Origin of the sequence: Mesorhizobium cantuariense, assembly GCF_042647205.1 — a bacterium.
Lineage (GTDB): Bacteria > Pseudomonadota > Alphaproteobacteria > Rhizobiales > Rhizobiaceae > Mesorhizobium > Mesorhizobium cantuariense.
The window spans coordinates 3375419-3399405 of record NZ_JBHRVD010000001.1 but is presented as its reverse complement, the minus strand read 5'-3'; the positions used below and the strand labels follow the sequence as shown (position 1 = coordinate 3399405).

General features: G+C 62.0%; 33 protein-coding genes and 1 tRNA gene. 16 read left to right on the top strand and 18 right to left on the bottom strand.

The features are described from left to right. Window positions 1-40: 40 nt before the first annotated feature. The 8 genes from ACFOJ9_RS16405 (at window position 41) to ACFOJ9_RS16370 (ending at window position 8236) form a co-directional block, all read left to right on the top strand. Window positions 41-1120, top strand: coding sequence for an ABC transporter ATP-binding protein (locus tag ACFOJ9_RS16405; protein ID WP_378979888.1), 1080 nt, complete (start codon window positions 41-43; stop codon window positions 1118-1120). 10 nt (window positions 1121-1130) lie between these two features. Next, window positions 1131-2198, top strand: coding sequence for an ABC transporter ATP-binding protein (locus tag ACFOJ9_RS16400; RefSeq protein WP_378979886.1), 1068 nt, complete (start codon window positions 1131-1133; stop codon window positions 2196-2198). Continuing rightward, complete coding sequence (locus tag ACFOJ9_RS16395) at window positions 2199-3065, top strand: carbohydrate ABC transporter permease (protein WP_378979885.1); 867 nt, start codon at window positions 2199-2201, stop codon at window positions 3063-3065. A gap of 1 nt (window position 3066) precedes the next feature. Then, a complete protein-coding gene (locus ACFOJ9_RS16390) occupies window positions 3067-3990 on the top strand; it encodes a carbohydrate ABC transporter permease (RefSeq protein WP_292327764.1) in 924 nt (307 codons plus the stop codon). Window positions 3991-4057: 67 nt separating this feature from the next. After that, the gene (locus ACFOJ9_RS16385) at window positions 4058-4339 is read left to right on the top strand and encodes a DUF2160 domain-containing protein (protein ID WP_378979883.1); all 282 of its coding nucleotides are present in this window, start codon (window positions 4058-4060) and stop codon (window positions 4337-4339) included. A gap of 79 nt (window positions 4340-4418) precedes the next feature. After that, window positions 4419-6143: an ABC transporter substrate-binding protein gene (locus tag ACFOJ9_RS16380; protein ID WP_378979881.1), complete on the top strand. Its 1725-nt coding sequence runs from the start codon at window positions 4419-4421 to the stop codon at window positions 6141-6143. 96 nt (window positions 6144-6239) lie between these two features. Then, window positions 6240-7730, top strand: coding sequence for a glycerol kinase GlpK (glpK, locus tag ACFOJ9_RS16375; RefSeq protein WP_378979879.1), 1491 nt, complete (start codon window positions 6240-6242; stop codon window positions 7728-7730). Window positions 7731-7759: 29 nt separating this feature from the next. Next, window positions 7760-8236: a DUF6882 domain-containing protein gene (locus tag ACFOJ9_RS16370; RefSeq protein ID WP_378979877.1), complete on the top strand. Its 477-nt coding sequence runs from the start codon at window positions 7760-7762 to the stop codon at window positions 8234-8236. An 85-nt stretch (window positions 8237-8321) separates the two neighbouring features. Here ACFOJ9_RS16370 and ACFOJ9_RS16365 read toward each other — a convergent pair whose 3' ends face one another. After that, window positions 8322-8819 (bottom strand): BA14K family protein, encoded by a 498-nt coding sequence (locus ACFOJ9_RS16365; protein ID WP_378979875.1) that lies wholly within the window; start codon window positions 8817-8819, stop codon window positions 8322-8324. A gap of 304 nt (window positions 8820-9123) precedes the next feature. Between ACFOJ9_RS16365 and ACFOJ9_RS16360 the strand changes: the two genes are divergently transcribed. Together ACFOJ9_RS16360 and ACFOJ9_RS16355 are read left to right on the top strand one after the other, a co-directional pair. Next, a tRNA-Lys gene (locus ACFOJ9_RS16360) sits at window positions 9124-9199 on the top strand. 50 nt (window positions 9200-9249) lie between these two features. Beyond that, window positions 9250-9816, top strand: coding sequence for a hypothetical protein (locus ACFOJ9_RS16355; protein ID WP_378979873.1), 567 nt, complete (start codon window positions 9250-9252; stop codon window positions 9814-9816). 243 nt (window positions 9817-10059) lie between these two features. On the opposite strand, the gene ACFOJ9_RS16350 is transcribed toward ACFOJ9_RS16355, so the two are convergent. Continuing rightward, window positions 10060-10830: a hypothetical protein gene (locus ACFOJ9_RS16350; RefSeq protein WP_378979872.1), complete on the bottom strand. Its 771-nt coding sequence runs from the start codon at window positions 10828-10830 to the stop codon at window positions 10060-10062. A gap of 87 nt (window positions 10831-10917) precedes the next feature. On the opposite strand from ACFOJ9_RS16350, the gene ACFOJ9_RS16345 reads away from it, so the two are divergent. The 5 genes from ACFOJ9_RS16345 to ACFOJ9_RS16325 all read left to right on the top strand — a co-directional run bounded on the left by ACFOJ9_RS16345 (window position 10918) and on the right by ACFOJ9_RS16325 (window position 12552). Continuing rightward, on the top strand, window positions 10918-11130 hold the full coding sequence (locus ACFOJ9_RS16345) for a hypothetical protein (protein WP_378979870.1): 213 nt from the start codon (window positions 10918-10920) through the stop codon (window positions 11128-11130). 150 nt (window positions 11131-11280) lie between these two features. Then, window positions 11281-11667 carry a hypothetical protein gene (locus tag ACFOJ9_RS16340; RefSeq protein ID WP_378979869.1) on the top strand — a complete coding sequence of 129 codons (387 nt, stop codon included), beginning with the start codon at window positions 11281-11283 and terminating at the stop codon, window positions 11665-11667. A gap of 157 nt (window positions 11668-11824) precedes the next feature. Beyond that, window positions 11825-12094 (top strand): hypothetical protein, encoded by a 270-nt coding sequence (locus ACFOJ9_RS16335; RefSeq protein ID WP_378979867.1) that lies wholly within the window; start codon window positions 11825-11827, stop codon window positions 12092-12094. Then, entirely contained in the window at window positions 12091-12387 is a 297-nt protein-coding gene (locus tag ACFOJ9_RS16330; protein WP_378979865.1) for a hypothetical protein, read from the top strand. Before ACFOJ9_RS16335 ends, ACFOJ9_RS16330 begins: the two co-directional genes overlap by 4 nt. A 15-nt stretch (window positions 12388-12402) precedes the next feature. Then, the gene (locus ACFOJ9_RS16325) at window positions 12403-12552 is read left to right on the top strand and encodes a hypothetical protein (protein WP_378979863.1); all 150 of its coding nucleotides are present in this window, start codon (window positions 12403-12405) and stop codon (window positions 12550-12552) included. A gap of 29 nt (window positions 12553-12581) precedes the next feature. Here ACFOJ9_RS16325 and ACFOJ9_RS16320 read toward each other — a convergent pair whose 3' ends face one another. Together ACFOJ9_RS16320 and ACFOJ9_RS16315 are read right to left on the bottom strand one after the other, a co-directional pair. Then, window positions 12582-13259, bottom strand: coding sequence for a DUF3102 domain-containing protein (locus ACFOJ9_RS16320; protein WP_378979861.1), 678 nt, complete (start codon window positions 13257-13259; stop codon window positions 12582-12584). Window positions 13260-13262: 3 nt separating this feature from the next. Further along, window positions 13263-13796: a hypothetical protein gene (locus ACFOJ9_RS16315; RefSeq protein ID WP_378979859.1), complete on the bottom strand. Its 534-nt coding sequence runs from the start codon at window positions 13794-13796 to the stop codon at window positions 13263-13265. 181 nt (window positions 13797-13977) lie between these two features. On the opposite strand from ACFOJ9_RS16315, the gene ACFOJ9_RS16310 reads away from it, so the two are divergent. Then, on the top strand, window positions 13978-14175 hold the full coding sequence (locus tag ACFOJ9_RS16310; protein WP_378979858.1) for a hypothetical protein: 198 nt from the start codon (window positions 13978-13980) through the stop codon (window positions 14173-14175). A 32-nt stretch (window positions 14176-14207) separates the two neighbouring features. On the opposite strand, the gene ACFOJ9_RS16305 is transcribed toward ACFOJ9_RS16310, so the two are convergent. The 14 genes from ACFOJ9_RS16305 to ACFOJ9_RS16240 form a co-directional block, all read right to left on the bottom strand. Further along, window positions 14208-14921 (bottom strand): hypothetical protein, encoded by a 714-nt coding sequence (locus ACFOJ9_RS16305; RefSeq protein WP_378979856.1) that lies wholly within the window; start codon window positions 14919-14921, stop codon window positions 14208-14210. Next, on the bottom strand, window positions 14918-15751 hold the full coding sequence (locus tag ACFOJ9_RS16300) for a hypothetical protein (RefSeq protein WP_378979854.1): 834 nt from the start codon (window positions 15749-15751) through the stop codon (window positions 14918-14920). The genes ACFOJ9_RS16305 and ACFOJ9_RS16300 overlap by 4 nt, the downstream gene beginning before the upstream one ends. Next, on the bottom strand, window positions 15751-16005 hold the full coding sequence (locus ACFOJ9_RS16295; RefSeq protein ID WP_378979853.1) for a hypothetical protein: 255 nt from the start codon (window positions 16003-16005) through the stop codon (window positions 15751-15753). Before ACFOJ9_RS16295 ends, ACFOJ9_RS16300 begins: the two co-directional genes overlap by 1 nt. Then, the gene (locus tag ACFOJ9_RS16290; protein ID WP_378979851.1) at window positions 16002-16307 is read right to left on the bottom strand and encodes a hypothetical protein; all 306 of its coding nucleotides are present in this window, start codon (window positions 16305-16307) and stop codon (window positions 16002-16004) included. The genes ACFOJ9_RS16295 and ACFOJ9_RS16290 overlap by 4 nt, the downstream gene beginning before the upstream one ends. Beyond that, entirely contained in the window at window positions 16304-18532 is a 2229-nt protein-coding gene (locus ACFOJ9_RS16285; protein WP_378979849.1) for a hypothetical protein, read from the bottom strand. Before ACFOJ9_RS16285 ends, ACFOJ9_RS16290 begins: the two co-directional genes overlap by 4 nt. A gap of 1 nt (window position 18533) precedes the next feature. Then, the gene (locus ACFOJ9_RS16280; protein ID WP_378979847.1) at window positions 18534-19178 is read right to left on the bottom strand and encodes a DUF6441 family protein; all 645 of its coding nucleotides are present in this window, start codon (window positions 19176-19178) and stop codon (window positions 18534-18536) included. Between the two features lie 309 nt (window positions 19179-19487). After that, window positions 19488-20693, bottom strand: a complete 1206-nt coding sequence (locus ACFOJ9_RS16275) for a hypothetical protein (protein ID WP_378979845.1) — start codon at window positions 20691-20693, stop codon at window positions 19488-19490. Continuing rightward, the gene (locus ACFOJ9_RS16270; protein WP_378979844.1) at window positions 20690-21655 is read right to left on the bottom strand and encodes a hypothetical protein; all 966 of its coding nucleotides are present in this window, start codon (window positions 21653-21655) and stop codon (window positions 20690-20692) included. Before ACFOJ9_RS16270 ends, ACFOJ9_RS16275 begins: the two co-directional genes overlap by 4 nt. 131 nt (window positions 21656-21786) lie before the next feature. Next, entirely contained in the window at window positions 21787-22092 is a 306-nt protein-coding gene (locus tag ACFOJ9_RS16265; RefSeq protein WP_378979842.1) for a hypothetical protein, read from the bottom strand. Continuing rightward, complete coding sequence (locus ACFOJ9_RS16260; RefSeq protein WP_378979840.1) at window positions 22092-22295, bottom strand: hypothetical protein; 204 nt, start codon at window positions 22293-22295, stop codon at window positions 22092-22094. The genes ACFOJ9_RS16265 and ACFOJ9_RS16260 overlap by 1 nt, the downstream gene beginning before the upstream one ends. Continuing rightward, window positions 22292-22648 carry a DUF6074 family protein gene (locus ACFOJ9_RS16255; protein ID WP_378987815.1) on the bottom strand — a complete coding sequence of 119 codons (357 nt, stop codon included), beginning with the start codon at window positions 22646-22648 and terminating at the stop codon, window positions 22292-22294. The genes ACFOJ9_RS16260 and ACFOJ9_RS16255 overlap by 4 nt, the downstream gene beginning before the upstream one ends. After that, window positions 22648-23421: a hypothetical protein gene (locus ACFOJ9_RS16250; protein WP_378979838.1), complete on the bottom strand. Its 774-nt coding sequence runs from the start codon at window positions 23419-23421 to the stop codon at window positions 22648-22650. The genes ACFOJ9_RS16255 and ACFOJ9_RS16250 overlap by 1 nt, the downstream gene beginning before the upstream one ends. After that, a complete protein-coding gene (locus ACFOJ9_RS16245; protein ID WP_378979836.1) occupies window positions 23418-23744 on the bottom strand; it encodes a hypothetical protein in 327 nt (108 codons plus the stop codon). Before ACFOJ9_RS16245 ends, ACFOJ9_RS16250 begins: the two co-directional genes overlap by 4 nt. Continuing rightward, the gene (locus tag ACFOJ9_RS16240) at window positions 23741-23923 is read right to left on the bottom strand and encodes a hypothetical protein (RefSeq protein ID WP_378979835.1); all 183 of its coding nucleotides are present in this window, start codon (window positions 23921-23923) and stop codon (window positions 23741-23743) included. Before ACFOJ9_RS16240 ends, ACFOJ9_RS16245 begins: the two co-directional genes overlap by 4 nt. Window positions 23924-23987: the final 64 nt, after the last annotated feature.

Below are 23987 nucleotides of genomic sequence, written 5' to 3'. Positions count from 1 at the left end.
GAGGGGTTGAGCTGATGCGGAAGGCCTGGGAGGAGGCGTCATGCTGGAACTGAGGAACGTCACCAAGACGGTCGGTGCGGTCGAGCATATCCGCGACGTGTCGCTGACGCTTCAGCACGGCTCGCTCAACGTGCTGCTTGGACCGACGCTGTCCGGCAAGACCAGCCTGATGCGGCTAATGGCCGGCCTCGATGTGCCGACCTCCGGCTCGATCTGGTTCGACGGCCAGAATGTCACCGGCGTGCCGGTCCAGAAGCGCAAGATCGCCATGGTCTACCAGCAGTTCATCAACTATCCAGCGATGACCGTCTATGAGAACATCGCCTCGCCGCTCCGGGTGGCCGGCACAGACCAGGCGAAGATCGACAAGGAAGTGCGCAATGCCGCCGCACTTCTCAAGCTGACACCCTATCTCGACCGCACGCCGCTCAGCCTGTCCGGCGGCCAGCAGCAGCGCACCGCACTGGCGCGCGCCATCGTCAAGAACGCCAGCCTTGTCCTGCTCGACGAACCGCTCGCCAATCTCGACTACAAATTGCGCGAGGAACTGCGCGCCGAATTGCCCAGGATATTCGCCGCCGCCGGCACCATCTTCGTCTATGCCACGACCGAGCCGCACGAGGCCCTGCTGCTCGGCGGCAACACGGCGACGCTTTCCCAGGGCAAGATCACGCAGTTCGGACCGACCATCGAGGTGTTCCGCAAGCCGGTTGATCTGGTGACGGCCAAGACGTTTTCCGATCCACCGCTCAACACCATCGTGCTTGCCAAGAAGGGCCGGGATTTCCTGCTGGAGGGGGGCGTGAACCTGCCGGTGCCGGCCGAACTCTGCGGCATTGCCGACGCCATGTATACGATCGGCTTTCAGCCGCATCATCTGTCTCTCGAGCGGCCGGATGCTGCTGCCGTGCCGGTGCGTGCAAAGGTGACGATCACCGAGATCACTGGGTCGGAGAGTTTCATCCATCTCGATTTCGCCGATGCGCGCTGGGTCATGCTGACCCATGGTATCAGGCATTTCGAGCCGGACGAGGTGGTCGAGGTGTTCATCGATCCGCGCCACATCATGGTTTTCGACGAGCACGGCCGCGCCGTGACCGCGCCGAAGCTGGCGGCTTGAGGGCAAAGAGATGGCACGCATCGACGTCAACCATGTCAGACATTCCTACCTGCCGAACCCGCAGAAGGATGCCGATTTCGCGCTGCGGGAAGTGCATCATGTCTTCGAGGACGGTGGCGCCTATGCGCTGCTCGGGCCCTCGGGCTGCGGCAAGACCACGCTGCTCAACATCATTTCTGGCCTGCTTCATCCCTCGCATGGCCAGTTGCTGTTCAACGGCAGGGACGTGACCAATCTGTCGACGCAGGAGCGCAACATCGCGCAGGTGTTCCAGTTCCCGGTCATCTACGACACCATGACCGTCTACGACAATCTGGCCTTCCCGCTGCGCAATCGCGGCGTGCCGGAAGCCGATGTCGATCGCAAGGTGCGCGAGACGCTGGAGATGATCGACCTGGCGTCGTGGGCGAAGAAGAAGGCGAGGGGCCTGACTGCCGACCAGAAGCAGAAGATATCGCTCGGCCGCGGGCTGGTGCGCTCGGATGTCAACGCGATCCTGTTCGACGAGCCGCTGACCGTCATCGACCCGCATATGAAGTGGGTGCTGCGCTCGCAGCTGAAGCAGCTGCACCGCCGCTTTGGCTACACCATGGTCTATGTCACGCACGACCAGACCGAGGCGCTGACCTTCGCCGAGCAGGTCGTGGTCATGTATGATGGCGGCATCGTGCAGATCGGCACGCCGGCCGAATTGTTCGAACGCCCGCGCCATACCTTCGTCGGTTATTTCATCGGCTCGCCCGGCATGAACGTCATGCCGGTGGCAATCGACGGCAAGACCGCGACGCTCGGCTCGCAACGCATCGAACTGCCGGGCGCACCCAAGGCAGGCAGCGGCGCCGTCGAGCTTGGCATCCGTCCCGAATATGTCCGTCTCGGCCGTGATGGCATGGCCGTGCAAGTCAGCAAGGTCGAGGATCTGGGCCGCCACAAGGTGGTGCGTGCCAAGCTCGAAGGCCGCGACATCGCTGCCGTGATCGGTGAGGACGAGACCCTGCCCGCCGATCCGAAGGTGCGGTTCGACCCGGCCGGCATCAACATCTATGCCGATTCCTGGCGTGTCGAGATGGAGGCCTAGATGGAGAAGACCTGGAACAACAAGGCATGGTTCATGGTGCTGCCGGTTCTCCTGCTGGTGGCGTTCTCGGCGGTGATCCCGCTGATGACGGTGGTCAACTATTCGGTGCAGGACACGTTCGGAAACAACGTCTTCTTCTGGAACGGCTCGGACTGGTACACCGAAATCCTGGAGTCGGAACGCTTCTGGCTGTCGATGGTCCGCAACCTGATCTTTTCCGCAACCATCCTCGCCATCGAGATTCCGCTCGGCATCTTCATCGCTCTCAACATGCCCAAGAAAGGCTGGGGCGTGCCGGTCTGCCTGGTGCTGATGGCTCTGCCGCTGCTGATCCCGTGGAACGTCGTCGGCACGATTTGGCAGGTTTTCGGCCGCATCGACATTGGCCTGCTCGGTTACACGCTGTCGGCGCTCGGCTTCGACTACAACTATGTCAACGATCCGACCGACGCCTGGGTGACGGTCATCCTGATGGACGTATGGCACTGGACAAGCCTCGTCGTTCTGCTCTGCTACGCCGGGCTAGTCTCGATCCCCGATGCCTTCTACCAGGCGGCCAAGATCGACGGCGCCTCACGCTGGGCAGTGTTCCGCTACATCCAGCTGCCGAAGATGAACCGCGTGCTTGTGATTGCAGTGCTGCTGCGCTTCATGGACAGTTTCATGATCTACACCGAGCCGTTCGTCGTCACCGGCGGAGGCCCCGGCAATTCGACGACGTTCCTGTCGATAGACCTCGTCAAGATTGCCATCGGCCAGTTCGACCTCGGGCCGGCGGCCGCCATGTCGATCATCTACTTCCTGATCATCCTTTTGCTGTCATGGGTGTTCTACACCGTCATGACCAACGTCGATGAGGAGCGCTGAGATGAGCGGCGCCAACGAAGGAACGACGAGGCAGGACCGAGTGCGTGAGACGGCGGTTTCGGACGGGCTCGCCAGCACCTTGTCGCAGGACCAGCTTGCGCGGCTGATGCGCCGGCGCGGCGAAGAATCCCGGTTCTGGTGGTTGGTGCCGACGATCTACATCATCTTTCTGATGCTGCCGATCTACTGGCTGGTCAATATGAGCTTCAAGACCAATCAGGAGATCCTGGGCGCCTTTTCGCTGTGGCCGAAGAGCCCGACCCTAGCCAACTACATGGTGATCTTCACCGACCCGTCCTGGTACAAGGGCTACATCAATTCGATCATCTATGTCGTCATGAACATGGTGATCTCGGTTTCGGTGGCGCTGCCGGCGGCCTACGCCTTCTCGCGCTACCGCTTCCTCGGCGACAAGCACCTCTTCTTCTGGCTGCTGACCAACCGCATGGCGCCGCCGGCGGTGTTCGCTCTGCCGTTCTTCCAGCTCTATTCGGCCTTCGGCCTGATCGACACACACATCGCGGTGGCACTGGCGCACTGCCTGTTCAACGTACCGCTGGCAGTGTGGATCCTCGAAGGGTTCATGTCGGGCGTGCCGAAGGAGATCGACGAGACGGCGTATATCGATGGCTACTCCTTCCCGCGCTTCTTCCTCAGGATATTCATGCCGCTGATCGCGAGCGGCGTCGGCGTGGCCTGCTTCTTCTGCTTCATGTTCTCATGGGTCGAGCTGCTGATCGCGCGCACCTTGACCACGACCGCCGCCAAGCCGATCGCGGCGATCATGACGCGCACGGTCTCGGCCTCCGGGCTCGACTGGGGCGTGCTCGCCGCCGCCGGCGTGCTCACCATCCTTCCAGGCGCGCTCGTGATCTGGTTCGTCCGCAACTACATCGCCAAGGGCTTCGCCCTAGGGAGGGTATGATGAAACGAACACAAGGGTTCGTCTGCAACACCATCGCCAAGGGCTTTGCCCTGGGGAGGGTATGACCATGAACCTCACCTGGATGGCATGGACGCTGCCGACGGCGATCTTTTTCATCACGATCCTGGTGCTGCTCTGCGGCATGGCGGCTTGGGAATACGCCTCGCCTGGCGGCAATCCCCGGGTCGGCGTCCTGCGCTTCGAGACGACGCGCGGCGACCGCCTTTTTGTTTCGCTGCTCGGCAGCGCCTTTATCCATCTCGCTTGGCTGGGTCTTATCGGACCCAGCCTGTGGTGGGCTCTCGCTCTCTCCGTAGTCTACGCCGTCGGCGTGTTCCGCTACGTATAGAGGGGGAAACTGTTGGAGCGGCCGCGTGCCGACGGCCGCTCCAGATCGCACTTGAAACTTGAAAAGTGGAGGAAACGAAATGCGAAGGCAATTTTTAACATCAACGACTGCGCTTGTCCTGCTCTGGGGAGCAGGCCAGGCCTATGCCGGAATGGACGAAGCCAAGACCTTCCTCGATACCGAAATCAAGGACTTGTCGACGCTCGATCGCGGCGCCCAGGAAGCCGAGCTGCAATGGTTCATCGATGCCGCGAAGCCTTTCGCCGGCATGGACATCAAGGTGGTCTCCGAGACCATCGATACGCATAGCTATGAGTCCAAGGTTCTGGCGCCCGCCTTCACCGCGATCACCGGCATCAAGATCACCCACGACCTGATCGGCGAAGGCGATGTCGTCGAAAAGCTGCAGACGCAGATGCAGTCGGGCGAGAATATCTATGACGCCTACGTCAACGACTCCGACCTGATCGGCACGCACTGGCGCTACCAGCAGGCGCGCAGCCTGACCAAGTGGATGGCGAATGAGGGCAAGGATGTCACCAACCCCAACCTCGACCTCGCCGACTTCATCGGCACCAAGTTCACGACCGCTCCGGACGGCGACCTCTACCAGCTGCCCGACCAGCAGTTCGCGAACCTCTACTGGTTCCGCTACGACTGGTTCAACGACGAGAAGAACAAGGCCGACTTCAAGGCGAAGTACGGCTACGACCTCGGCGTTCCCGTCAACTGGTCGGCCTATGAGGACATCGCCGAATTCTTCACCGGCCGCGAGATCGACGGCAAGAAGGTCTATGGCCACATGGACTACGGCAAGAAGGACCCGTCGCTCGGCTGGCGGTTCACCGACGCATGGCTGTCGATGGCCGGCAACGGCGATAAGGGCCTGCCAAACGGTCTTCCCGTCGACGAATGGGGCATCAAGGTCAACGAGAAGTCGCAGCCCGTCGGCTCGTGCGTCGCGCGCGGCGGCGACACCAACGGCCCGGCTTCGGTGTATTCGATCCAGAAGTACCTGGATTGGCTGAAGGCCTATGCGCCGCCGGAAGCCCAGGGCATGACGTTCGGCGAATCCGGCCCCGTCCCGTCGCAGGGCACGGTCGCGCAGCAGATGTTCACCTACACTGCCTTCACCGCCTCCTTCGTCAAGGAAGGGCTGCCGGTCGTGAACGCGGACGGCACCCCGAAATGGCGCTTTGCTCCGTCGCCGCATGGCGTGTACTGGAAGGACGGCATGAAGCTTGGCTACCAGGACGTCGGTTCCTGGACCCTGCTGAAGTCGACGCCCGACGATCGCGCCAAGGCCGCCTGGCTTTATGCGCAGTTCGTCGTGTCGAAGACGGTCGACGTGAAGAAGAGCCATGTCGGCTTGACGCTGATCCGCGAGTCGACGATCCAGGACAAGAGCTTCACGGAACGCGCGCCGAAGCTCGGCGGACTGATCGAGTTCTACCGCTCGCCGGCCCGCGTCCAGTGGTCGCCAACCGGTACGAACGTGCCTGACTATCCGAAGCTGGCACAGCTCTGGTGGCAGGCGATCGGCGATGCGTCGTCGGGCGCCAAGACGGCGCAGGAGGCGATGGACTCGCTCTGCGCCGAGCAGGAAAAGGTCATGGAACGCCTGGAAAAGGCAGGCATCCAGGGCGATATCGGCCCGAAGATGGCCGAAGAGCATGACCTTGCCTATTGGAACGCCGACGCGGTCAAGAACGGCCATCTCGCTCCTCAGCTCAAGATCGAGAACGAGAAGGAAAAGCCGGTCACCATCAATTACGACGAACTGGTGAAGAGCTGGCAGAAGTAACCTTGGTGTTGGCGTTCGCGCCCGCATCATGAGAATAGGGGAGGCGGCATCTTGCCGTCTCCCCTGTTTGTGTAAAAGACTAAGCAGGGGGGCAGAATGACCGGATACATCCTTGCCATCGACCAAGGCACGACTTCGACCAGGGCGATCCTGTTCGACGGCGAGATGAAGCTCGCCGGCAGCGGGCAAAAGGAATTCACCCAGCATTACCCTGCCTCTGGCTGGGTCGAGCATGATCCCGAGGATATCTGGGCGAGCGTGGTGACGACCGTAAAGGCGGCGCTGAAAAAGGCCGGCCGGAATGCATCCGAAGTGGCCGCGCTCGGCATCACCAACCAGCGCGAAACCGTCGTCATCTGGGACAGGGCGACCGGCAAGCCGATCCACAATGCGATCGTCTGGCAGGACCGGCGCACCGCGCCGCTGTGCCAGAAACTCAAGAATCAGGGGCTGGAAAAGACATTCACCAAAAAGACCGGCCTGCTGCTCGATCCGTATTTTTCCGGCACCAAGATCGCCTGGATGCTGGACAAGGTGAAAGGCGCCAGGAAACGCGCCGAGAAGGGCGAATTGCTCGCCGGCACCATCGACAGCTTTTTGATCTGGCGGCTAACCGGCGGCAAGGTGCACGCCACGGACGCCACCAACGCCTCGCGCACGCTGGTCTACAACATCGCTGAGAATGCCTGGGACGACGAGCTGCTGGATATCCTCAACATCCCGGCAAAAATGCTTCCTGAAGTAAAAGACTGTGCCGATGATTTTGGAATTACAGAGAAAAACCTCTTTGGCGCCGAGATAAGAATACTCGGCGTTGCCGGCGACCAGCACGCCGCGACCATCGGCCAAGCCTGCTTCGAGCCAGGCATGATGAAATCGACCTACGGCACCGGTTGTTTTGCGCTGCTGAACACCGGCAGCGACCTGGTGCGCTCGAAGAACCGGCTGCTAACCACCATTGCCTACAGGCTGAACGGCAAGACGACTTACGCGCTGGAAGGCTCGATCTTTATTGCCGGTGCCGCAGTGCAATGGTTGCGTGATGGTATCAAGGTGATCGGCAAGGCCGAGCAGAGCGGCAAACTGGCTAATGAAGCCGATCCGACGCAGAACGTCTATCTGGTGCCGGCCTTCGTCGGGCTCGGCGCGCCGCATTGGGATGCGGAGGCACGCGGCGCCATTTTTGGTCTGACGCGCAATTCCGGGCCAGCGGAATTTGCCCGCGCCGCCCTGGAAGCCGTGGCCTATCAGACGCGCGACCTGCTCGACGCCATGCGCAAGGACTGGAAGGGGGCTTCGGCCAAGACGGTGCTCAGGGTCGATGGCGGCATGGTGGCGTCGGACTGGACCATGCAGCGCCTGGCCGACATCCTCGATGCGCCGGTCGACCGCCCGACCATTCTCGAGACGACCGCGCTCGGTGCAGCGTGGCTCGCGGGCTCGAAAGCTGGCGCTTGGCCGGATGCCAGGAAATTCGCGAAAAGCTGGGCGCTGGAACGACGCTTCCAGCCGGACATGGATGGCTCCGTGCGCGCAGCCAAGCTCGCGGGTTGGCGCGATGCTGTGCGCAGGACGCTGAGCGTGTAATGAGCAGCCATCAGATAGGGTGAGGGGAAATGAAGCCAGACTGGTATCCTGCTTGGCGCGACGAGGCCGTTGAGCAACTGCATGCCAAGAATGACCGCTTGCATACAGATTTTCGCCTTGGGAGTTGGTCACGCTATGACTACGACCTTACGGCCGGAAAACTTCTGTTCTCGGATGACGGAGGCGTCAAGATCGTCACTGAGATCCAGATTGCGGGCTCCACGAGCGCCAAGGCAAGCAATTGGCTGTGGGCTTGGGCAAATTCGAATTTGCCCGGCGAGCTTCTCAGCGACGCCAAGCTGGTTCGCTCCTTCGGCGAGAAGAACAGCATAGATGAGTTGGCCCAGGCCTATGTGCCCAACGCCGGCAATGACCTGGAAGCGCTGGGTTGGGAATTGACGGGAACAATGGTTCGAATTTGTGATGCTCTTGGCGCGTATCGCTCACCGCGTGGTGAGGGCGGAGCGCTCTATTTGATTTTCAAAAGCATCAACTGGGCGAGCTGACCAGCACTCTCCCACCTGGGCACGATGAAAAATGGCCCGCGCTGTTGCCGGCGCTGGCCTTTTTACTCACTACTCACACTTAGGATCAGTAGGGCGAGCGGCACTCCTTGCGGGGGCCGTAGTTCGGCTGGAACGTGTTGTCCGAAGCGCGGTAGCTGCGGTAGTGGTCATAGCACCACTGAACGTGGGCGTTGCCTTCATAGACACGGTTGTTCTCGTTGTTGATGATCGCGCCGGTGATCAGCGCACCGGTGGCAAAGGCGGCCAGCGGGAACCAATAATCGCCGTGACGGCGATAGCCGCGATGATATTCACGATAGCCGCGATGACCGTTCCAATAGGAGCCACGATCATTGTTGCGGGCAAAATTCCGATTGCCGCTGAAATTGCGGCTGAAGTTACGGCGATCGCCGTGGCGCTTCTTCCATTGGTAATCACCGTTGCGGGCTTCGACGTTCAGGATATTTGACGAAGCCTCCGGTGCCTGCGGCGCGAACATCTGGGCGGCGTTGGCCGGACCGGCGGCTGCCGCGAACGAAACTGACAATGTGGTCGCCAGCATACCCGATACGATCTTGTTCATTGTCTTCTCCTGCGAAAGGGTGATTGACGTCCCTTGTGGCGAGGAAACGGGCGGGGTGGACGTATAGTTCCCCGCGAAATGCCAAGTTACTGATTTGTAATGTTTCTCCGGCCTGCTGGCGCCTCAGCAGACCGGCCATGCAATTGCTCTGCCAAGGTGGTCCCTCTCATGATCGAAGCGGTCGGTCGGACCCGGTGGCAGTGCTGGAAAAGCTGGGCTTGCGAATGCTGTTTTTCCGGTTGACCGGTCGCGGCACTCTCCCTATGTTCCGCGCAATTTCGAGGGCAGCCTTTCGCGCCCGCGGGAGCGCGTAGCTCAGCCGGTAGAGCAACTGACTTTTAATCAGTAGGTCATGGGTTCGAATCCCATCGCGCTCACCAAAATATGAAGCAAATTCAATACGTTATTTAGAAAACCTACTGATCTGCAAATGCTTGACACCGTTTCGGGTTCTCTTGGGGTTCCAATCGACGGGAAAAGGATCGTATCAAAAATGGAAGTTTTTTCTCGCGCCCAGTACAAGCGCCTCGAAGAGGCCAATCCAGGCGAGTTGGTGCGATTTGCGGAAGGCGAGGGGTCCACGTTGGCAATAGTGACCAGCAAGTCGCAGAACGAGACGTTTGGCTACCTGTTGCTGTCGTCAACGGCAGACAATTTTGAGGGGCCAGAGTTCACTCTGTTCGAGCCGAACGATCCCTGCCTGAGCTACGGCCTAAATTGGATTATCGAACTCGTCGAAGACGAAAGGTCCGTGCCCCGCTCTCGGGCTGGGGTCGATCAGCTAGGCGTTATCCGGCTGCTGGCCGAGGGGCCTGCCATGATCGTCCGCGGAGCACAGCCAAACGATCGAAAGCGCCTTGGGCTTTTCAATCTTCAGACTGGGAAATTCGTCGGACGAGAACGTCATGAAGGCGCCCCTTGTTTTGCGTGGACAATCTGGGCAGATGCGACCGACATGCACCGCCCAGGTGCTCGACCCATCGCCATATTTCCGTGATGGAGGCCCGCCGCCTCGCGACGGCGGGCCGAACATCAGCGGGCTAACTCCGCCGCACCAGGACGTATCCCGTCAGATGATCTATCTCAGTCTGCCACTCCCCGCCGTGAATCGACTTCATCGCGGTAGCAATTGACGTCGCATCGCGCTGGATGCTGCTTGCCGGTTCACTGGAGCCCGACGCCAGATCCCTTAACCGCTCCAGTTGATTTGAGAGCCGGTGGTTCACAGCCGCACGACGGCTCACGCGAGGCACCGCTGCGTCTGCATCTGGTCGTTAGGCAAAGTGCCGGCCAGTCGCTCGACGTCGCCGGCGAGCGACCGCCAAGCCACCAGGAGGTCGGTGTTCTCGTCGACATCCATCTCATAGCCCATCGCCCGAACCGCCTCGAGCTTCACCTGCATCCCGTCAAGCGTCGCCGCTGGTGTCGCCAAAATCCTCATGCCGACGTCGTGGAGGGCCACGTACAGCCTTTCATACTCCGCCTCGCCGGCGGTGACGCCGGTCTCATCGGCGAGGTCGTCGCAGGCCTTTTGCCATTCCGCGGCCGTTTTCTTCTCCGTGGCTGTGGCCGCCTTGATCTGGCGCCAGGCGCGCGCGGCGCGATGCTCGGAAGGCAAGCTGGCTGCGCAGTCGTCATACGTCTGGCCAGGCTGGACAAGCACCGCGAGACTGGCGGGAACGCCTAGCAGGAACTCCTCCTTCGGGCGACAGGACCCAAGCCCACCGGCGGCGTCATAGACCGCGTTGTAGCGGGCGGTAGCTTCATCGATCCGATCGGAGACTTGGTGCCGCCGCAGGTCCGTTGCGGTGATCTCACGGCCCAGACGCAGCAGTTCGGCGTCAGGGTGCGCCAGGGCGCGTGGTGGTGCTGGGCGGTCTTCCGGTGCCAGCGGAGCGGCGATCGCGCGGTGTAGGCCGGCGCCTGAGGCGAGTGCGGCTATTCCGCTCAGGATGGCGCGGCGGTGGATGGCGGGCATAGCTTCGCCCCCCGGGACAAGCGTCTTCGGCATCGGATCGTCTCCAATTTGTTGTTATGATTTCTAATGGATGTCCGGAACGAATTCCCCCCGAACAAAAATAGTGGTAGCAGAGTTTCCATGGACGATCAAACCCTGATAGTAAAGAAAAAACGCGGGCCGAAGCCGACCGGTATCGGCGCGCCTGTCATGGTGCGCCTGCATCCCGATCTGCTCGAGGTGCTGGACCGGTTCATCGCCGAGTCAGGACCGGAGATCACCCGACCGGAGGCGTTGCGAACAGCGTTCCGAGAATGGGCAAGCGACCGCGGTTACTTCAAACTCGGCGAGTAGGCCTCCTCGCATCGCATCTCAGCTGATGGGTCGTGATAACGCACCAGCAAAAGCGCCGCTCTCCCCGCTTTCCACGGCGGAGCGTTAATAAACCCTATCGCGAACAGTCGCTCTGGGAGTCATGATCGGTGCCCGAATCAGGAGATCATCATGACCAAAGAAGCCTGCCTGCGTTTTGATGGAACCTCTCTTCAGCCGTGCGAGGCGCCGGATTGGTATGCCGCGATCATGCGGGATGCCGACGAGCACGGCGGCGATCTTCCGGATATCTACCGCCGCAACGGCGTCCATCTGAACCACCAATTCGGAGAGGCCCTCGACTCGGTTTACGTGTACGACGCTGGCCAGCGTGGTCACCTCATCGAATATTGGGACTCGAGCCAGTGCTTGACCGTCGTGCTGATCAACAGCATTCCTGCCTATCTCGAATTCCGGGCAAAGTACCTGCATGCTTGGGCTTGGCTGATCGCGGAAATGGAAAGGATCGCCGACGCTGACTACCAGGGGTCATTGGAACAGACCCGAAAGCGCGCGTAGTGGCGAAGCAAGAAGGTGAGAAGCTGTTGCGATGGGGAACCAAGCATCGACCGGCGCAAACGACCCTCTTCTCTCGCTACCGCGAAACGCCACGCTCGCCACTGCGCTGCCTGGGCTAAGCGATGCCGAGGAATATGTCCGACGCATCTTTGCCCGGATGCGAGCAGCGAAATTCGACCAGGTGCGTATCGGCGTCAGGTCGGGTGTTGAGCGGCCTGATTACATTCTCGACGAATTCTTTAAGGTCGACGACGATCCCGGGGAAGGTCAGCCCGTGCCGATGGAGGCATACAGCGGCAAAACACATCGGCCGGTTTCTTATGAGAAATGGGACGATCGCGGCAACTGGTCGACCGTGGGCACCACGATCGCCGAGGTTCAGAAGCTGCTCGGCGATATCCGAGGCTGGACAGGTGGGCGGAAGTGACGACGATCCCAATCCGCGCGATCCGAAAACCTGCCTATCGCGGCACCGACCAGGCGAAGGCGCAACGCGTCGCCGAGCAGAACCTCATCATCGATCGGATCGAGCGTCACGCCAACGAGATCCTGGCCAATTGCCCCGATGAGTGGCAGACGCTGTCATTCGGGCGGATCGCCAACGATCTCAAGATTGACGTCAAACTGGTCTGTCATGCGCTCAGCGACGGCAATCAGAATGGGCGCGGGGTGCGGGTGACGCCGGCGGAGCGCGAGTTGCTCGAACGTTTCAAGCTCTGAGAGAGGCAGCCACGAATGGCGATTTTTCTTTCGCTCGTCGCCGTGCTGATGGCCATATCCTATTTCGCCGGGCTGAAGGTCACGGGATTCTTGGCACTCTTCTCAGCGGTGATGTTCGGCCTACTTATTTTCAGCCTGCTGTTTCCCGATCGCCCGAAGAAATAGGCCGCAATGATCTCCCGCCAGGCGTTAAGTTATGTCGCCACCGCCTGGTCGTCTTCGCCGTCGGCGGCGCGGGCGGCGCGCATGCAGTTGAGTGCGGCGTGTTGGCCGATACCGGATTGCTTAAGCCAGGGTCCGAATGTTCCCCACCGCATCGACGCCTTTGCCTCGATCAGCTGCCGGCCGATCGCGACCTTCTCCGCAACGGTCCGGTGCGCGCCCTTCCGGAACTGCGGCCGGCCTTTCTCGATTTCACTGCCATTCGCCTTTTCGGTCCTGTGCCGGCTGGCGTCGCGGCCCGTGATCGAATCGGCACGAAGGCGCCGAACATGCAGATAGAGCATGCCGACAAGGGCTTCGCGTTGCCGTACCTTACCGAGCAGCTCGTTCACGACGGCGAGGTAGGCGCCCAGGGGCAAATTGTCGAAGATGTCGAGGAACCCGCCGGCGTTCTCGTCGACCACATCGGCGCAAGCCCGGACCAGATCGCTGATCGCCCAGAGCGAGACCTCATCAATCAGCGCGGCGTTGCCGCGGCCCTCGGCTAGGACACACATGACAAGCCTCGCATGGGGCTCCCCGTACCGGTCGATGATGCGCCGGATCGTCGCCGGCGCCCTCGTCTGCCCAGGCTCTGGGTAGGCTCCGCCATCGATGATCTCGACGTCGAACTCGTCGCACAAGGCCCGGACGCGAGGATCGATCGTCACGCGCTATGCCGCCCGCGCGACGCCGGCAGCCTTGATCCGCCGCCGCTTCGCATTCTCTCGCCCCTTGCGGGCGATCGCCGCGCGCTTCTCCTCCGCTGCGATCTCCTCGGCCGAGAGCTTCGGCATGACGCGTTCCGGGCTCGCGAGCCGCCACAGCAGCGCGGTCGCCATCGCCTCGGCCGTCGTGCACCCGGGTTTCACGAACTGGGCCCATGTCCTGACTTGGCCGAGGGCGATCGCATCGAAAAGATCGGCGCGGATCTCGACGAGCCCGGTGAGCACGACCGACGAAACGGCGGTGATGACGTCGCCCTGCAACTCACCGGCGTTGCCTTCGCTCTCGACGATGAGGCGGAGCACAAGGCGAAGATGATCGGCGCCATGCGCCTGGCCGATGCGTTTGAGAGTCTTCGGGCAGAAGCAGATGCGAGGCTTCCCGCCCATCGAGCCATGCAGCGCGGGCTTCAGGATCTTGATGCCGCACTGTTCGGCGATCTTGTGGACGTCGCACGGAAAAGGAGCGGTTCGATCTAGCATGCGGGCAATCTAAGCCATCGAACGTTTCAAAATTCTCAGCACGCCGGAAAACACGATCGGGCTGCAAATCCCGGCCGTGCCCAGCTGCAACGCTGATCAAGTTGCGCCGATGGCGCGCACGAAAAAGTCAGCGCGACCGTGTGAAGCTGATCTTGCGAACTGAGTCGCAGGAGAAAATGACATGACGAAAAAGTCAGGCTTCGAAATTGAAAAGAGCGCGATCCTCGCTCGCTGGCGCGCTTTGCCTGCGGAGGAACAGGCTGGCGAGAAACTAACGATCTTCGCTTTTCGAATGGTGAATGAATACTTCGCAGGGCTTGGCGGCGATCACTATCAGACCATTGCCGCCTGGTTGCGAAGTGATCTTCGCAGTCGCTAAAGCGCGCCGACGACGACGCCCGAGCCGGGCGTTTATGCCGACAGCGTCTGCAGTAGGGTCTCGTCGACCGCCGGCATTAGCTCGATCGAACGAATGTAGCCGTCTGGCCAAGCATCGAAGCGAGCCCCGATTCGGACCACGGCGAGCCCGTTGGTCGCGAAACCTGCCGCAGCGGAATATGGAACATCGGACGTAAGCGCCGTCGATCCGTTGATGGAAACCGCATAGCGCCACATGCCGCCGCCGAGGTCGCGTCCGATCGTCACCGCCAAGCGGTTGATGCCCGATGCCAGAGCCTCGGCTACGTGATTACTGAAATCAAGCGCATCATAGTCGGCGACATAGAAGTCATCGTTCGGCGTGTTGCGGTTGAGATTGACCCGCTCGACCTGCAACGCCCAATCCGGAGCACCTGTCCTGTCCTCGAAGACGATGAGGAAACGGTCGGCGCTGGTGGTCTGCGAGAATTCGAAGACGATGCTCATCCCTGCCGAGAGACCGGCTTGGTATTCGGCGAAAAGTTGACCAACCGCCGTCGGCAGGTTGCCCGACGCAATCTGCATACCGGAACCGGTGATATAGGCCGCATCGAAGCCGCCGCCAAGAAGGCTTCCGATCGGATGTGCTGCGCCGCTGGCATTATAGACGCCATTGACGAAATCAAGCAGGGCCGTGCCATCAGTCGGCCCCGCGCCGCCGGAAGAGCGACGGCGGCCAAGCGGCTGAGCTGCTACACCTGGCATCATGGTAATGATCCTCCTGTCATGGGTGTCATGCTGTCGGATCGTCCGCCTTTGGAGCGCTCGCACAGCACCCACAGCACACCGGGCTGTTGCGGTATCGTTCCAAGCGGCGGCTGCTCCTGCGTCGCCTGCAAGATCTGCCGCGCGATGACGCGATAGGCCTTGTCCTTGTGAACGACGGTGACGCCGGACAGGTCGAGCGCGAACGGAGAAAAATCGACGAGCGTCGAACTGTAGTCGGCGAAGTTGAAATCCAGCTCCGGGCTGCCGCCGGCGTAGCAGACCGGCCCCGCCGTGAACGCCTGGCCGTTGCAGGCGAAGGATGCCGATGTTCCGAGCAGGAAGGGTCTGTCGGCATGGCCCGACACCGTCAAGCCCTGCGGGTCGCCTTCCGGCTGCTGCCACCAGGCGCCGGGAAACCTGTCAGGCTCGATCTCGCCGATGGCCCCGTTGCCCTCAGATCGCCACTGCCACGACCCGTAGGAGACATGCGTCGCCGATCCCAGGTCAGGCATGCCGCTTATCGAAATGTCGGCGGCGTCGACCTCGGTACCCGAACCATCTCTGGCGGATATGAGATAGGCCCGGAGGAAAGTGCGACCCTCCGGGTTGGCGTAGCGATATTCCGTCTCGGACAGGTAAGAGGGCCATTGACTGAATTGGTCCGGCCCTGATGCTGTTGGCGGCGCGCAGTGTTCCGCCAAGTGCGTTCCGTGCAGCTTTTTCAACAGCACGGTGAAGGCGAGCAGGCGCGAGGTCCAATGCACCGCGACGAGCTGCTGGAACGGGTCGAGTGCGACGGGATGAGCGAGGGAACCATATGCTTGCGCCATCACGACACCTTCCCGTCGAGCCGGACCAGTAGCGCCTTGAAGAGGTCAGCCGATCGGCGGTGATATTCCTCGGCGCAAACAAGGCCATGTCGGAGCGCACCAAGCTTTCCGCGCTGCTCGATGGCTTCGATGAGCCTAGCCAACTCGGCGTCGGTGGCGGCAAGCCCATGAACCGCCTGTTCGGTAAGCGTGCCGATTTTGTCTTCATCGAACAGGGCAGCCCGAAGCTCGGCGAGATCAGCGAGGTCAATCATGCTTTGCCCTCCGGTTCCTTGAGCGCGAACTGCCGCTGGCCCATGTATTCCATGGCGCCCGCCAGTTCAGTGAAGAACCCCTCGACGTCCCACCAACGAAGCGCAATCCGCATGATCGAGCCATCTGGCCGATCGAACTGCAGGCCGAGATACTGACCATCCGGCGAGCTGCCCAGCCACATGCCTTCACATGCGACCGCTTCAAAATCGCCGAACTGCTCCATGAAGCCCCGGCGATTGTTGGCGACGCGCTCGGCTGCCTCCGGTGGCGCTTCCCACCACTTTTCGGGTTTCTCGGTCATCTGCGGCCGGGCCTCCCGCCGAGGCTGGCATACGCATGGCTAATCAATTCGCGCTGCAGCCTATTCATCGCAATGTTGCCGATGGTGATATCATCGATCACCTCGCCTGAGTTGAACTGCAGAAGCAGCGGCGTCCTGTTCGAGGAAGATGATGCCGGCGCGAGCTTAGGCACCATGCCGCCGCCAGCGAATCGCGGGATCGTCATCGACTGGTTGATCCCTTCGACGAAGCCGCCGAGGCTGAAGCCGCGAAGACCGGCAAGCGATGGCATAATGCCCTGGTTGAGCATGTTGAAGAAATCAACGCCAAGCCTCCGCACGGCGCGCGCCTGGACGACGAATTCGCCGGCGCTGAGCCGGGCCACGATGGAATCGGTTCTCGGTCCGCCTGGGCCACGGACGAAGCCGCCACCGGCGAATCCAGGCGATGATCCGCCGCCACTGTCGCCACCGCCAAGCCCGGTGAGTTGCTTTGCGAACTCGATCGCCGACTTGATCTTCGAGACAATGCTGTCGACCAGCGACGACACGCGATTGAGCACGCTGCTCGCGATGCTGACCAGGCTGTTGAAGATGGCGGTGATCCGCTGCGGCAAGGTGCCGAACCATGTGGCGATCCGGTCGACGATCGCCTGAGCTATCTGGCCGAGCTTGTCGATCAGTCCGTTCCAGGCGTTGGTGATCGCGTCGACGATGCCCATGAAGGCAGCCACCGCCGTTTGCTGGCCTTGCCCGAAGGCGGCGACGATGCCTTCCCAGAGACCCGTTGCGCCGTCGACGATGCCCTGCCAGGCGCCCGCAGCGCCATCAGTTATGAACTGCCATGCGGTTGCAGCGCCGGCTTTGATATCCTCCCAGAAGACGCCGATGGCGATTCCAGCCCCTACCGCCGCTGCGGCGATCGCGAGCGGGATACCGCCGACAAGGCCGGCCAGGAATCCGATACCCGCCACCACGGCTGCGATGGTGCTGCCGAGCAACGTGAACGCGCCAACGGCCGACAGGACAGCGGCACCAAGCGCGAGCTCGCCGGCCGTGATGTCTGTGCCGAAAACCTTATTGATTTGATCGGCGACGAATTGCGCGCCCTCGCGCAGAGCCTTGAACGCCGGCAGCACGAGCCCGTTGAAGACGCCTGCGACGTCATTACCGAATTGGATGAGTGCCGCCGACCATTCCTTGATCCATGGGTTCTTGATGGCCGCTATGTTGCCGCTCAAGAGGTGCAGCAAATCGCCCAGGACGCCGGCCGTCACACGAGCGGCTTCCGCGCCGAATTGCAGAATCGCATCCTTGTTTTGGACGATGACGTCTCGAAACCCTTCAGCCCCGGCCAGCACGATGGGCGCGAACAACAGCCCGAGCTTCTTTTTGATGCCGAAGACTGCGGCGCCGAGTGAACCCAGCATGTCGCCGAGCGAGTCGCCCAACGCCGCTTCGGCCGGCGTGAATAGAAACCCGAGCTTTTCCGCTTCCTTGCCCAGGTCGCGGATGCCGTCTCGGCCCTGGTTCAGAAACGGGATCAGCTCGGCGAACGATTTGCCGAAAATCTCCATGCCAAGCGCCACCTTGACCGGACCATCTTCCAGTCGAGAGAACGCCTCCGCGAGATCCTGGACGATTGCCTCGGTCGGGCGAAGTTTCCCGTTGGCGTCCTTGATCTTCACGCCCAGCCGATCGAATACCGTGCCAGCGTTCTTGGTTGCGTCTGCCGTCTTGTCGACCTTGCCGCCAAATCGCTGGACGCTCACGCCGGAATCGTCGAGCACGTCGCCCGCCTTGCCGGTCTGCGAGGCCGCCTCGGCAATCGCTTTGTTGAGCCGCGACATGCCGGCAATGAACTGCTCATTCCCCACGTCTGCCTGCTTGGCGGCGAATGCCAGCCGGCCATAAGCGTCGATCTGGAGGCCTGCCTTTTGCGCGCTTTTGCCCGCCGCGTCGGCTGCCTCGGCGCCGGACTTTGCGAGACCGAGAACGGCCGCACCAGCGCCTCCGGCGGCTGCAGCCAGGCCGGTGCCGAGTAGGGCGAGGTTCTTGCCGAGCGCGGCAAGGTCCGTGCGGGCTTTGCTGACGGAGGCCGAGAATTTGGCGAAATTGGCCTTGGCCGCTGCAGCCTGAATATCTTTGAACGCTTTTTCACCGGCAGCACCGAGCGCCTTGAGCTGTTGCTCGATACTGGCGCCACCGTCTAGCGCTACGCGTTGAAGAATCGGTGCCTTGGCCATGTCAGCCCTCCGGGTTCAGATGTTTGAAATAGAGTTCGCCCAAGCGGCCAGCGGCGCGTTCGGTGATCTCTCGAATATGAAGTTTGTCCTTGATCGACACCCGGTCGATACCGACGAACAGCGGCACGAGTGTCGACGGTGCGCCTGCACCGCCGCGCTTGAGCGCGCTCAGGCTGACCTTGCCCGTCTTGGAACCGCGCCGATTGGTTGCGATTTTCCCGGCCAGCAGCGGCGGCTTTCCCTGCCGTTCGATGCTGATCAGCGGCCCGATCGTCTTGACGTACAGCGCGGGCGTCATCTTCTGCCGGCCTGCCCGCGTCGGCGCGGTCGGCAAAGGCAGCCACAATCGCGGCTTGCCGGAGATGGTGCCGCCGGTCTCAAATATATTGCTGTACCGGACCTTGCTGTAGAGCACTGCGGCGGCATCTATGGAATTGCGGCCTGCCGGGTAGACGTTGCCGCGAAAGGTGTTTTGAAACCGCTTGCTGAAGCCGGCAGATGCCATATCCTGCCGGCCTTCTCGCTTCACGATGTCTGCGAGTTCCTTGATGGCGCCAGTTCCGGCGGCGGCGATCGGATCCTTGATCGAGGCCATCGCGGAGGCAAAGTCGCCTTTGCCGTAGCTGTACCGGAAGCGCGCTGACATTGTGGGTCAGGCTCCCTTACCGTTGCGGCGGGCATAGACTGGCATCGCCGATTTCGACGTCACGACGTTGCGGGCGCTGGCCATTTTTCCTTAGCTCCTAGGGAGGTGGAGTCGGAACCGGAAGTCACGATTCAAAAACTGGAAATACGCGCGAGACTCGGGCTCGCCGTCCCCGCATACGTATTGGGCCCTCGGAAGGACCCAAAGGCGGGGGGTGGGGGGCGCTACCTGCCCGCGCCGATCGAGGCCGGCACGGGCAGGAGGGCTGGCGAAAGGATAAAAGCCCAGCCCATTTGTTGAACCAAGACATCACACACATGCAGCCCGCGCCTTCATCGCCATCCGCATCCGCATCGCAGCGGCAGTGCCAATCATTCCGGACCCGCCGAAGTTGACAGGATAGGTCGCGAGCCCGTCCGCCGAACGCACCTGAGCGCCAGCATCGGCGCCGGCCGTGACGAAGCTGATCTCGAACGGCGTCCAACGCTGTACGATATGCTGCTCGACCGTACCCTTTGCGGCGGCCTCGACGATGCGAACCTCATCGACCGAGTAACCGGTTGAGACGTTCTTGATGATCCGGTCGGCGACCAGCCCGAACATGCGATCGGCTTGGGCATCGATCCCTGCTTTGGGGAATCGCACGCTGGCCCGCCCTTCCTTGGCTTCGATCCAGGCGCGCTCGACGACGGCGACCTGGGCACTGGTGGAATAGCCGGCGTGGCTGTCGAGAACGGGGGCACCGGCATTGAGGCGGGTGAGGTCGATCGCCTCACGGCTGACGACAAGCGTTTCATCGAACGGAACGGCGGTGTCCCAACCGGTGTACTTCCGGCGACGCACCGTGGCGCCGGTGGTGAACGTGAGCTGCACCGTCCGCGCCTCGACATCGATCGCGCTGGCGCCGATCGGCTGCAGCCTGGTCTGCATCGGCAGTTGGTCCGGCAAGCGCCGAGTGGCGACACTGCAGAGCATTCGGTCGCCTCGCTGGGCAATGCGCAGGGCTGGATGCATCCTGACCGTCTCGTGTTCGACGATCTGCAGGATCTCATCGGCCCCGAGTTCGCCGCGGGCAACGAGGGCGGCGGCAAGCGCTTCGATGACCGGACCGTCCTGATCGATGATCCTCTGGGCATACTGGTCGACCAGGTCGTGCACGACGGCACGATCGCGTTCTGTGGCGTTGGGCAGTGTGCTGGCGAGATAGGCATTAATGCTGCGAGCGATGTCCCCATCGTCGATGGCCGCACCCGCGGTGACTGTCTCCCTGCAATCGATCGTGAGCTGCGCGAGCGCGCCGCAGCGGCCGATGACGGCGAAACCCATTTCGTTGCCCGTGGCGCCGTCGCCAATCACGACCCGACCAGTGGTGACATGACCGCGATCGCGCCCGAGGCCGATGCTCGCGCGAATGATTGGGACCCCGTGGCGGATCGCGGCGACAGCATGCGCGGCCTCATGGATGGCGGTGCTGCGTTGCTCGCGTGGTGTCAGGGAGGTTGAGGGAAGCCTCATGCCGTCACCTCGCCGGCATGGTCATCGTCGAGGATTGTCTCCTCGATGACGTGTTCGCGGTCCGCCTGCTTGTCGATCGGCTTCTGTGCCGGGGCGGTGCGACGAGCAGCAACGGCCTCGAGGACACGATGGCAATTCTGGCCGAGTAAGGCCACCAGGCCATCAGGTCCGCAAGGCGCCCACAGGTCGGCGGCGCCGGAGGGCAGAGCAGGCAGGTGGATCGCGGCGGCGAGCGGTGTGACCCGGTCGGCGCCTTGCGCCTCCAGGAGCACTGTGCGCAGGACTGTTTTCCTCTCGACCGGGTAGCGCCTCGGCTGGCCCTCGTTCCGGACGTCGACGACGAGTTCGCCGCTGCGGCCGCCGTCGGATTTAATACCGCCGATCTGGTTTTCCTGGACGGCACCCCATGCGGCCGCGGCGCCGGCGTAGTACCACTTCTCGATTTTTTCCTGACTGACAATCTCGCGCGGGGCGCCACCGAGGCCGCGAGCGATATGCTCGGCCGAGCGAAGGAGCGCCTCGCCGACGGGCAGCTGCTTGTTCGTCGCCTCGATCGCGACCTCGGCGGCAGCGACGGTTTCGAGGATGTCGACGATCTGCCTGGCGAGCCCATGGTATTTCGCCATGGCCTTCCCAGCCTCGACCGTTGCGGCCTTTGCGGCTTCAAATCGTTGCCGGCGTTCCGCCTCAATTTCTTCACCATGGATGGCGGCGAGCCGGCGCTCGAGCTCGCTGCGCATCGCGATCGATCGCTCGATCACCCGATTTGCAGCGGCGATCTTCTCCTCAACGGCGGCGAGATCCTTGTCGTCACCGCTGACAAGCAGATTTCGGCGTTCGGCCTCCAGGTCCTCGGCGGCACATTCGGCGGCATCGACGTCGAGTTTCGCAAGAGCTGCCTCGATTTCTTGGCGGCCGGTCTTCGGCTTGCGGATCGTGGCGAGTAGAGTTCGGAGGTCCATGTGGTCGCCTTCGTGGTTGAGGCGAGAAGGGTGCGTCCCGAAACGTGAGTCCGCAACAGGCCGGAAATCCGCCATTCCTGTCCGAAACGTGAGTGAAAATCCAAAACGTGAGTGAAAACGTGAGTCGTTTTTCAGCGTCTATTTCGGGCGTTGATTCGTTCCTGGACGCGCTGGACCGAGACGAGCCATCGGCCGGCGCCGACTGGCTTTTTTCCACAGCCATACGAGCGCGCCCACAGCCGGATCGTGTTTTCATCCATGCCGAACCGCAATGCCGCGGCTGCTACCTCGAGCATGCTCTCGCCGGCGAAATCGTCGACGGGTTGGTCGTCGTGCTCGCGCATCTTGGCAAGCATCGCGCGGAGCCGGGCAACGTTCGTCTCCGCGGTGAAAAGTTCCTGCTCGATGAAATCGATCGCGGCCTGGGCGGCTTTCATCAGTCTTCGCTTTCGGCCGGCCGGCGCCGGCGGAACTCGTGGTCAAGCACGCCGGCGACGAGATCGCCAACGGCCGACCGGCCGGAAGCGGCAAGCGCCTTCAGTTCGCTCGCCAACACCTCGGTCGACATTTTATCAGCGCGCTCGCTGAGCTCGGCGAGCGCGTTGTCGACGAGGCGGAGCGCGAGGCCGGCGGCGGTCATGTGGCGCCACCGTAGCGAGAATCGTCATCGCGAGGGGGATATGCCTCGCGCTCGACCGCATCGCGAAAGGCGATCAACTCGCGTTGGATGCTAGCATGCGGCATCCCGATGCCTTCAAGCTGGCGGCGCATCTCGGCGATGATCTCCTGCCAGAAGGACAGCCGCTTCTTCCCGCGTTTCGATTTGAACCGCAGAGCCACTTTCTGAATCGTAGCGCGCTGCCTGGAAAGCGGGAACGCCGCGATATTGGCGCAGCCCCGGTTGCCACTGCGCTTCGGAGCCGGCCGCTGAAGGTATGGCGAGAGCCGAACGACACCAGGGATTGAATCGAAATCGAGCTCAAGCTGGCGCATCACTGGATCTCCGTGTTCGTGTCGGCAGACGATGCAGGCGACTCGATGGAGGCGGCCCCCTGGGAAGGGGCCGCCGTCCGTTCGCGTCCATCATTGACAGTTTGAGCAGCGGAACCTGGTTTAACGTGGATCGCAACGTCGACGGCCTTGGTGCCTGCATCCATTGCTGTGCCCTGCTTCTTATCAGAACTAGCACTCAGAGATATTTGGGTACGTGTTCCATCAGCCGGGACACGTACCCAACTTGATTCCGCAAATTGATCTTGGGGACGTGCACCAACTTGATTTGAGGTCGAACGCTGGTTTGGAAGCTCGATCGACACACCCGCAGGGAATGGATCGGGCATCGCCAAGCGCACCTTCCGACCCTTCCGAACCTTTCCGTCAGGGCCGGGAAGAAAGCCGATTTCGACCACCAGCAGGCCGACCTTCGCGAAGAACGACACGGCCTTGCTGACGTCGGTCGCGTCCATTCCACCCGTCCAGGCAGCCAGTGTCTCGTTCCCGTCCGCAGTCGTGCCAGTGTCACGCCGGATCGACTTTGAGAGCGCCAGTAGCACGCGAAAATGAGACTTCGTTTGAGCAATCTGCGCAGCGACGATGCCCCACGTGTCAGCGGCTTCATGCCGGCCGCGCCAATCGGTTGGCCAATGCATCGGGACAGCCTTGGCGGAGGGTAGATCGGCGTGCCGGGATCTCCCGCTTGGCTCCCATTTCGGTTTTGGCGGCGCGATCTCGTCATCCGGCATCGGCTTCTTCTCAGCGCCTGTCATTTTCGCGCCCCGTCGGTCTCGTAAATCTCAACCGGAGCGAACTCCCGCTGCCCCGGCGCCGCTGGCGGGACGCGGTCGGCGCGCCTGCGATGTGCTTTGCAGTGGAGAGCCGCTTTGAATACCTGTGCCTCGCGAGACGTCTTGCAGTCGAACTCGGCGCCACAGAAGCGGCAGTTCGATCGCCAGATCGCTAACGTCGTCTGCGATCCGTCCTTCTTGCTGTAAGGCTCCAAGCCGATGCGGCGATAGACCTGCCGGTGCCATGTCACCTCGACGACATCAGTTAACGGTCGGCCGGCGCTGGGTGCGGCGCCGCCGGTCATGTCGTCGCCTCGCGGCGTGCGTGCGGGCTCGCTTCTCGCAAGATCGCGACGGCCTCGATCGGACCGACACCGAAGCGGTCGCGGATCATGGGGATCAGTGGTCGCGCGGCCGTCGACCAGTTGTCACGCAACCAGGCCACTGCGCTGGTGTGGTCGGTCGGCGTGAGCGGCGCGGTCATCGACGCGACTCACCCTTCTGGCCATGAATAAGCCGATTGGCGGCATCGATCATCACGTTGCCAG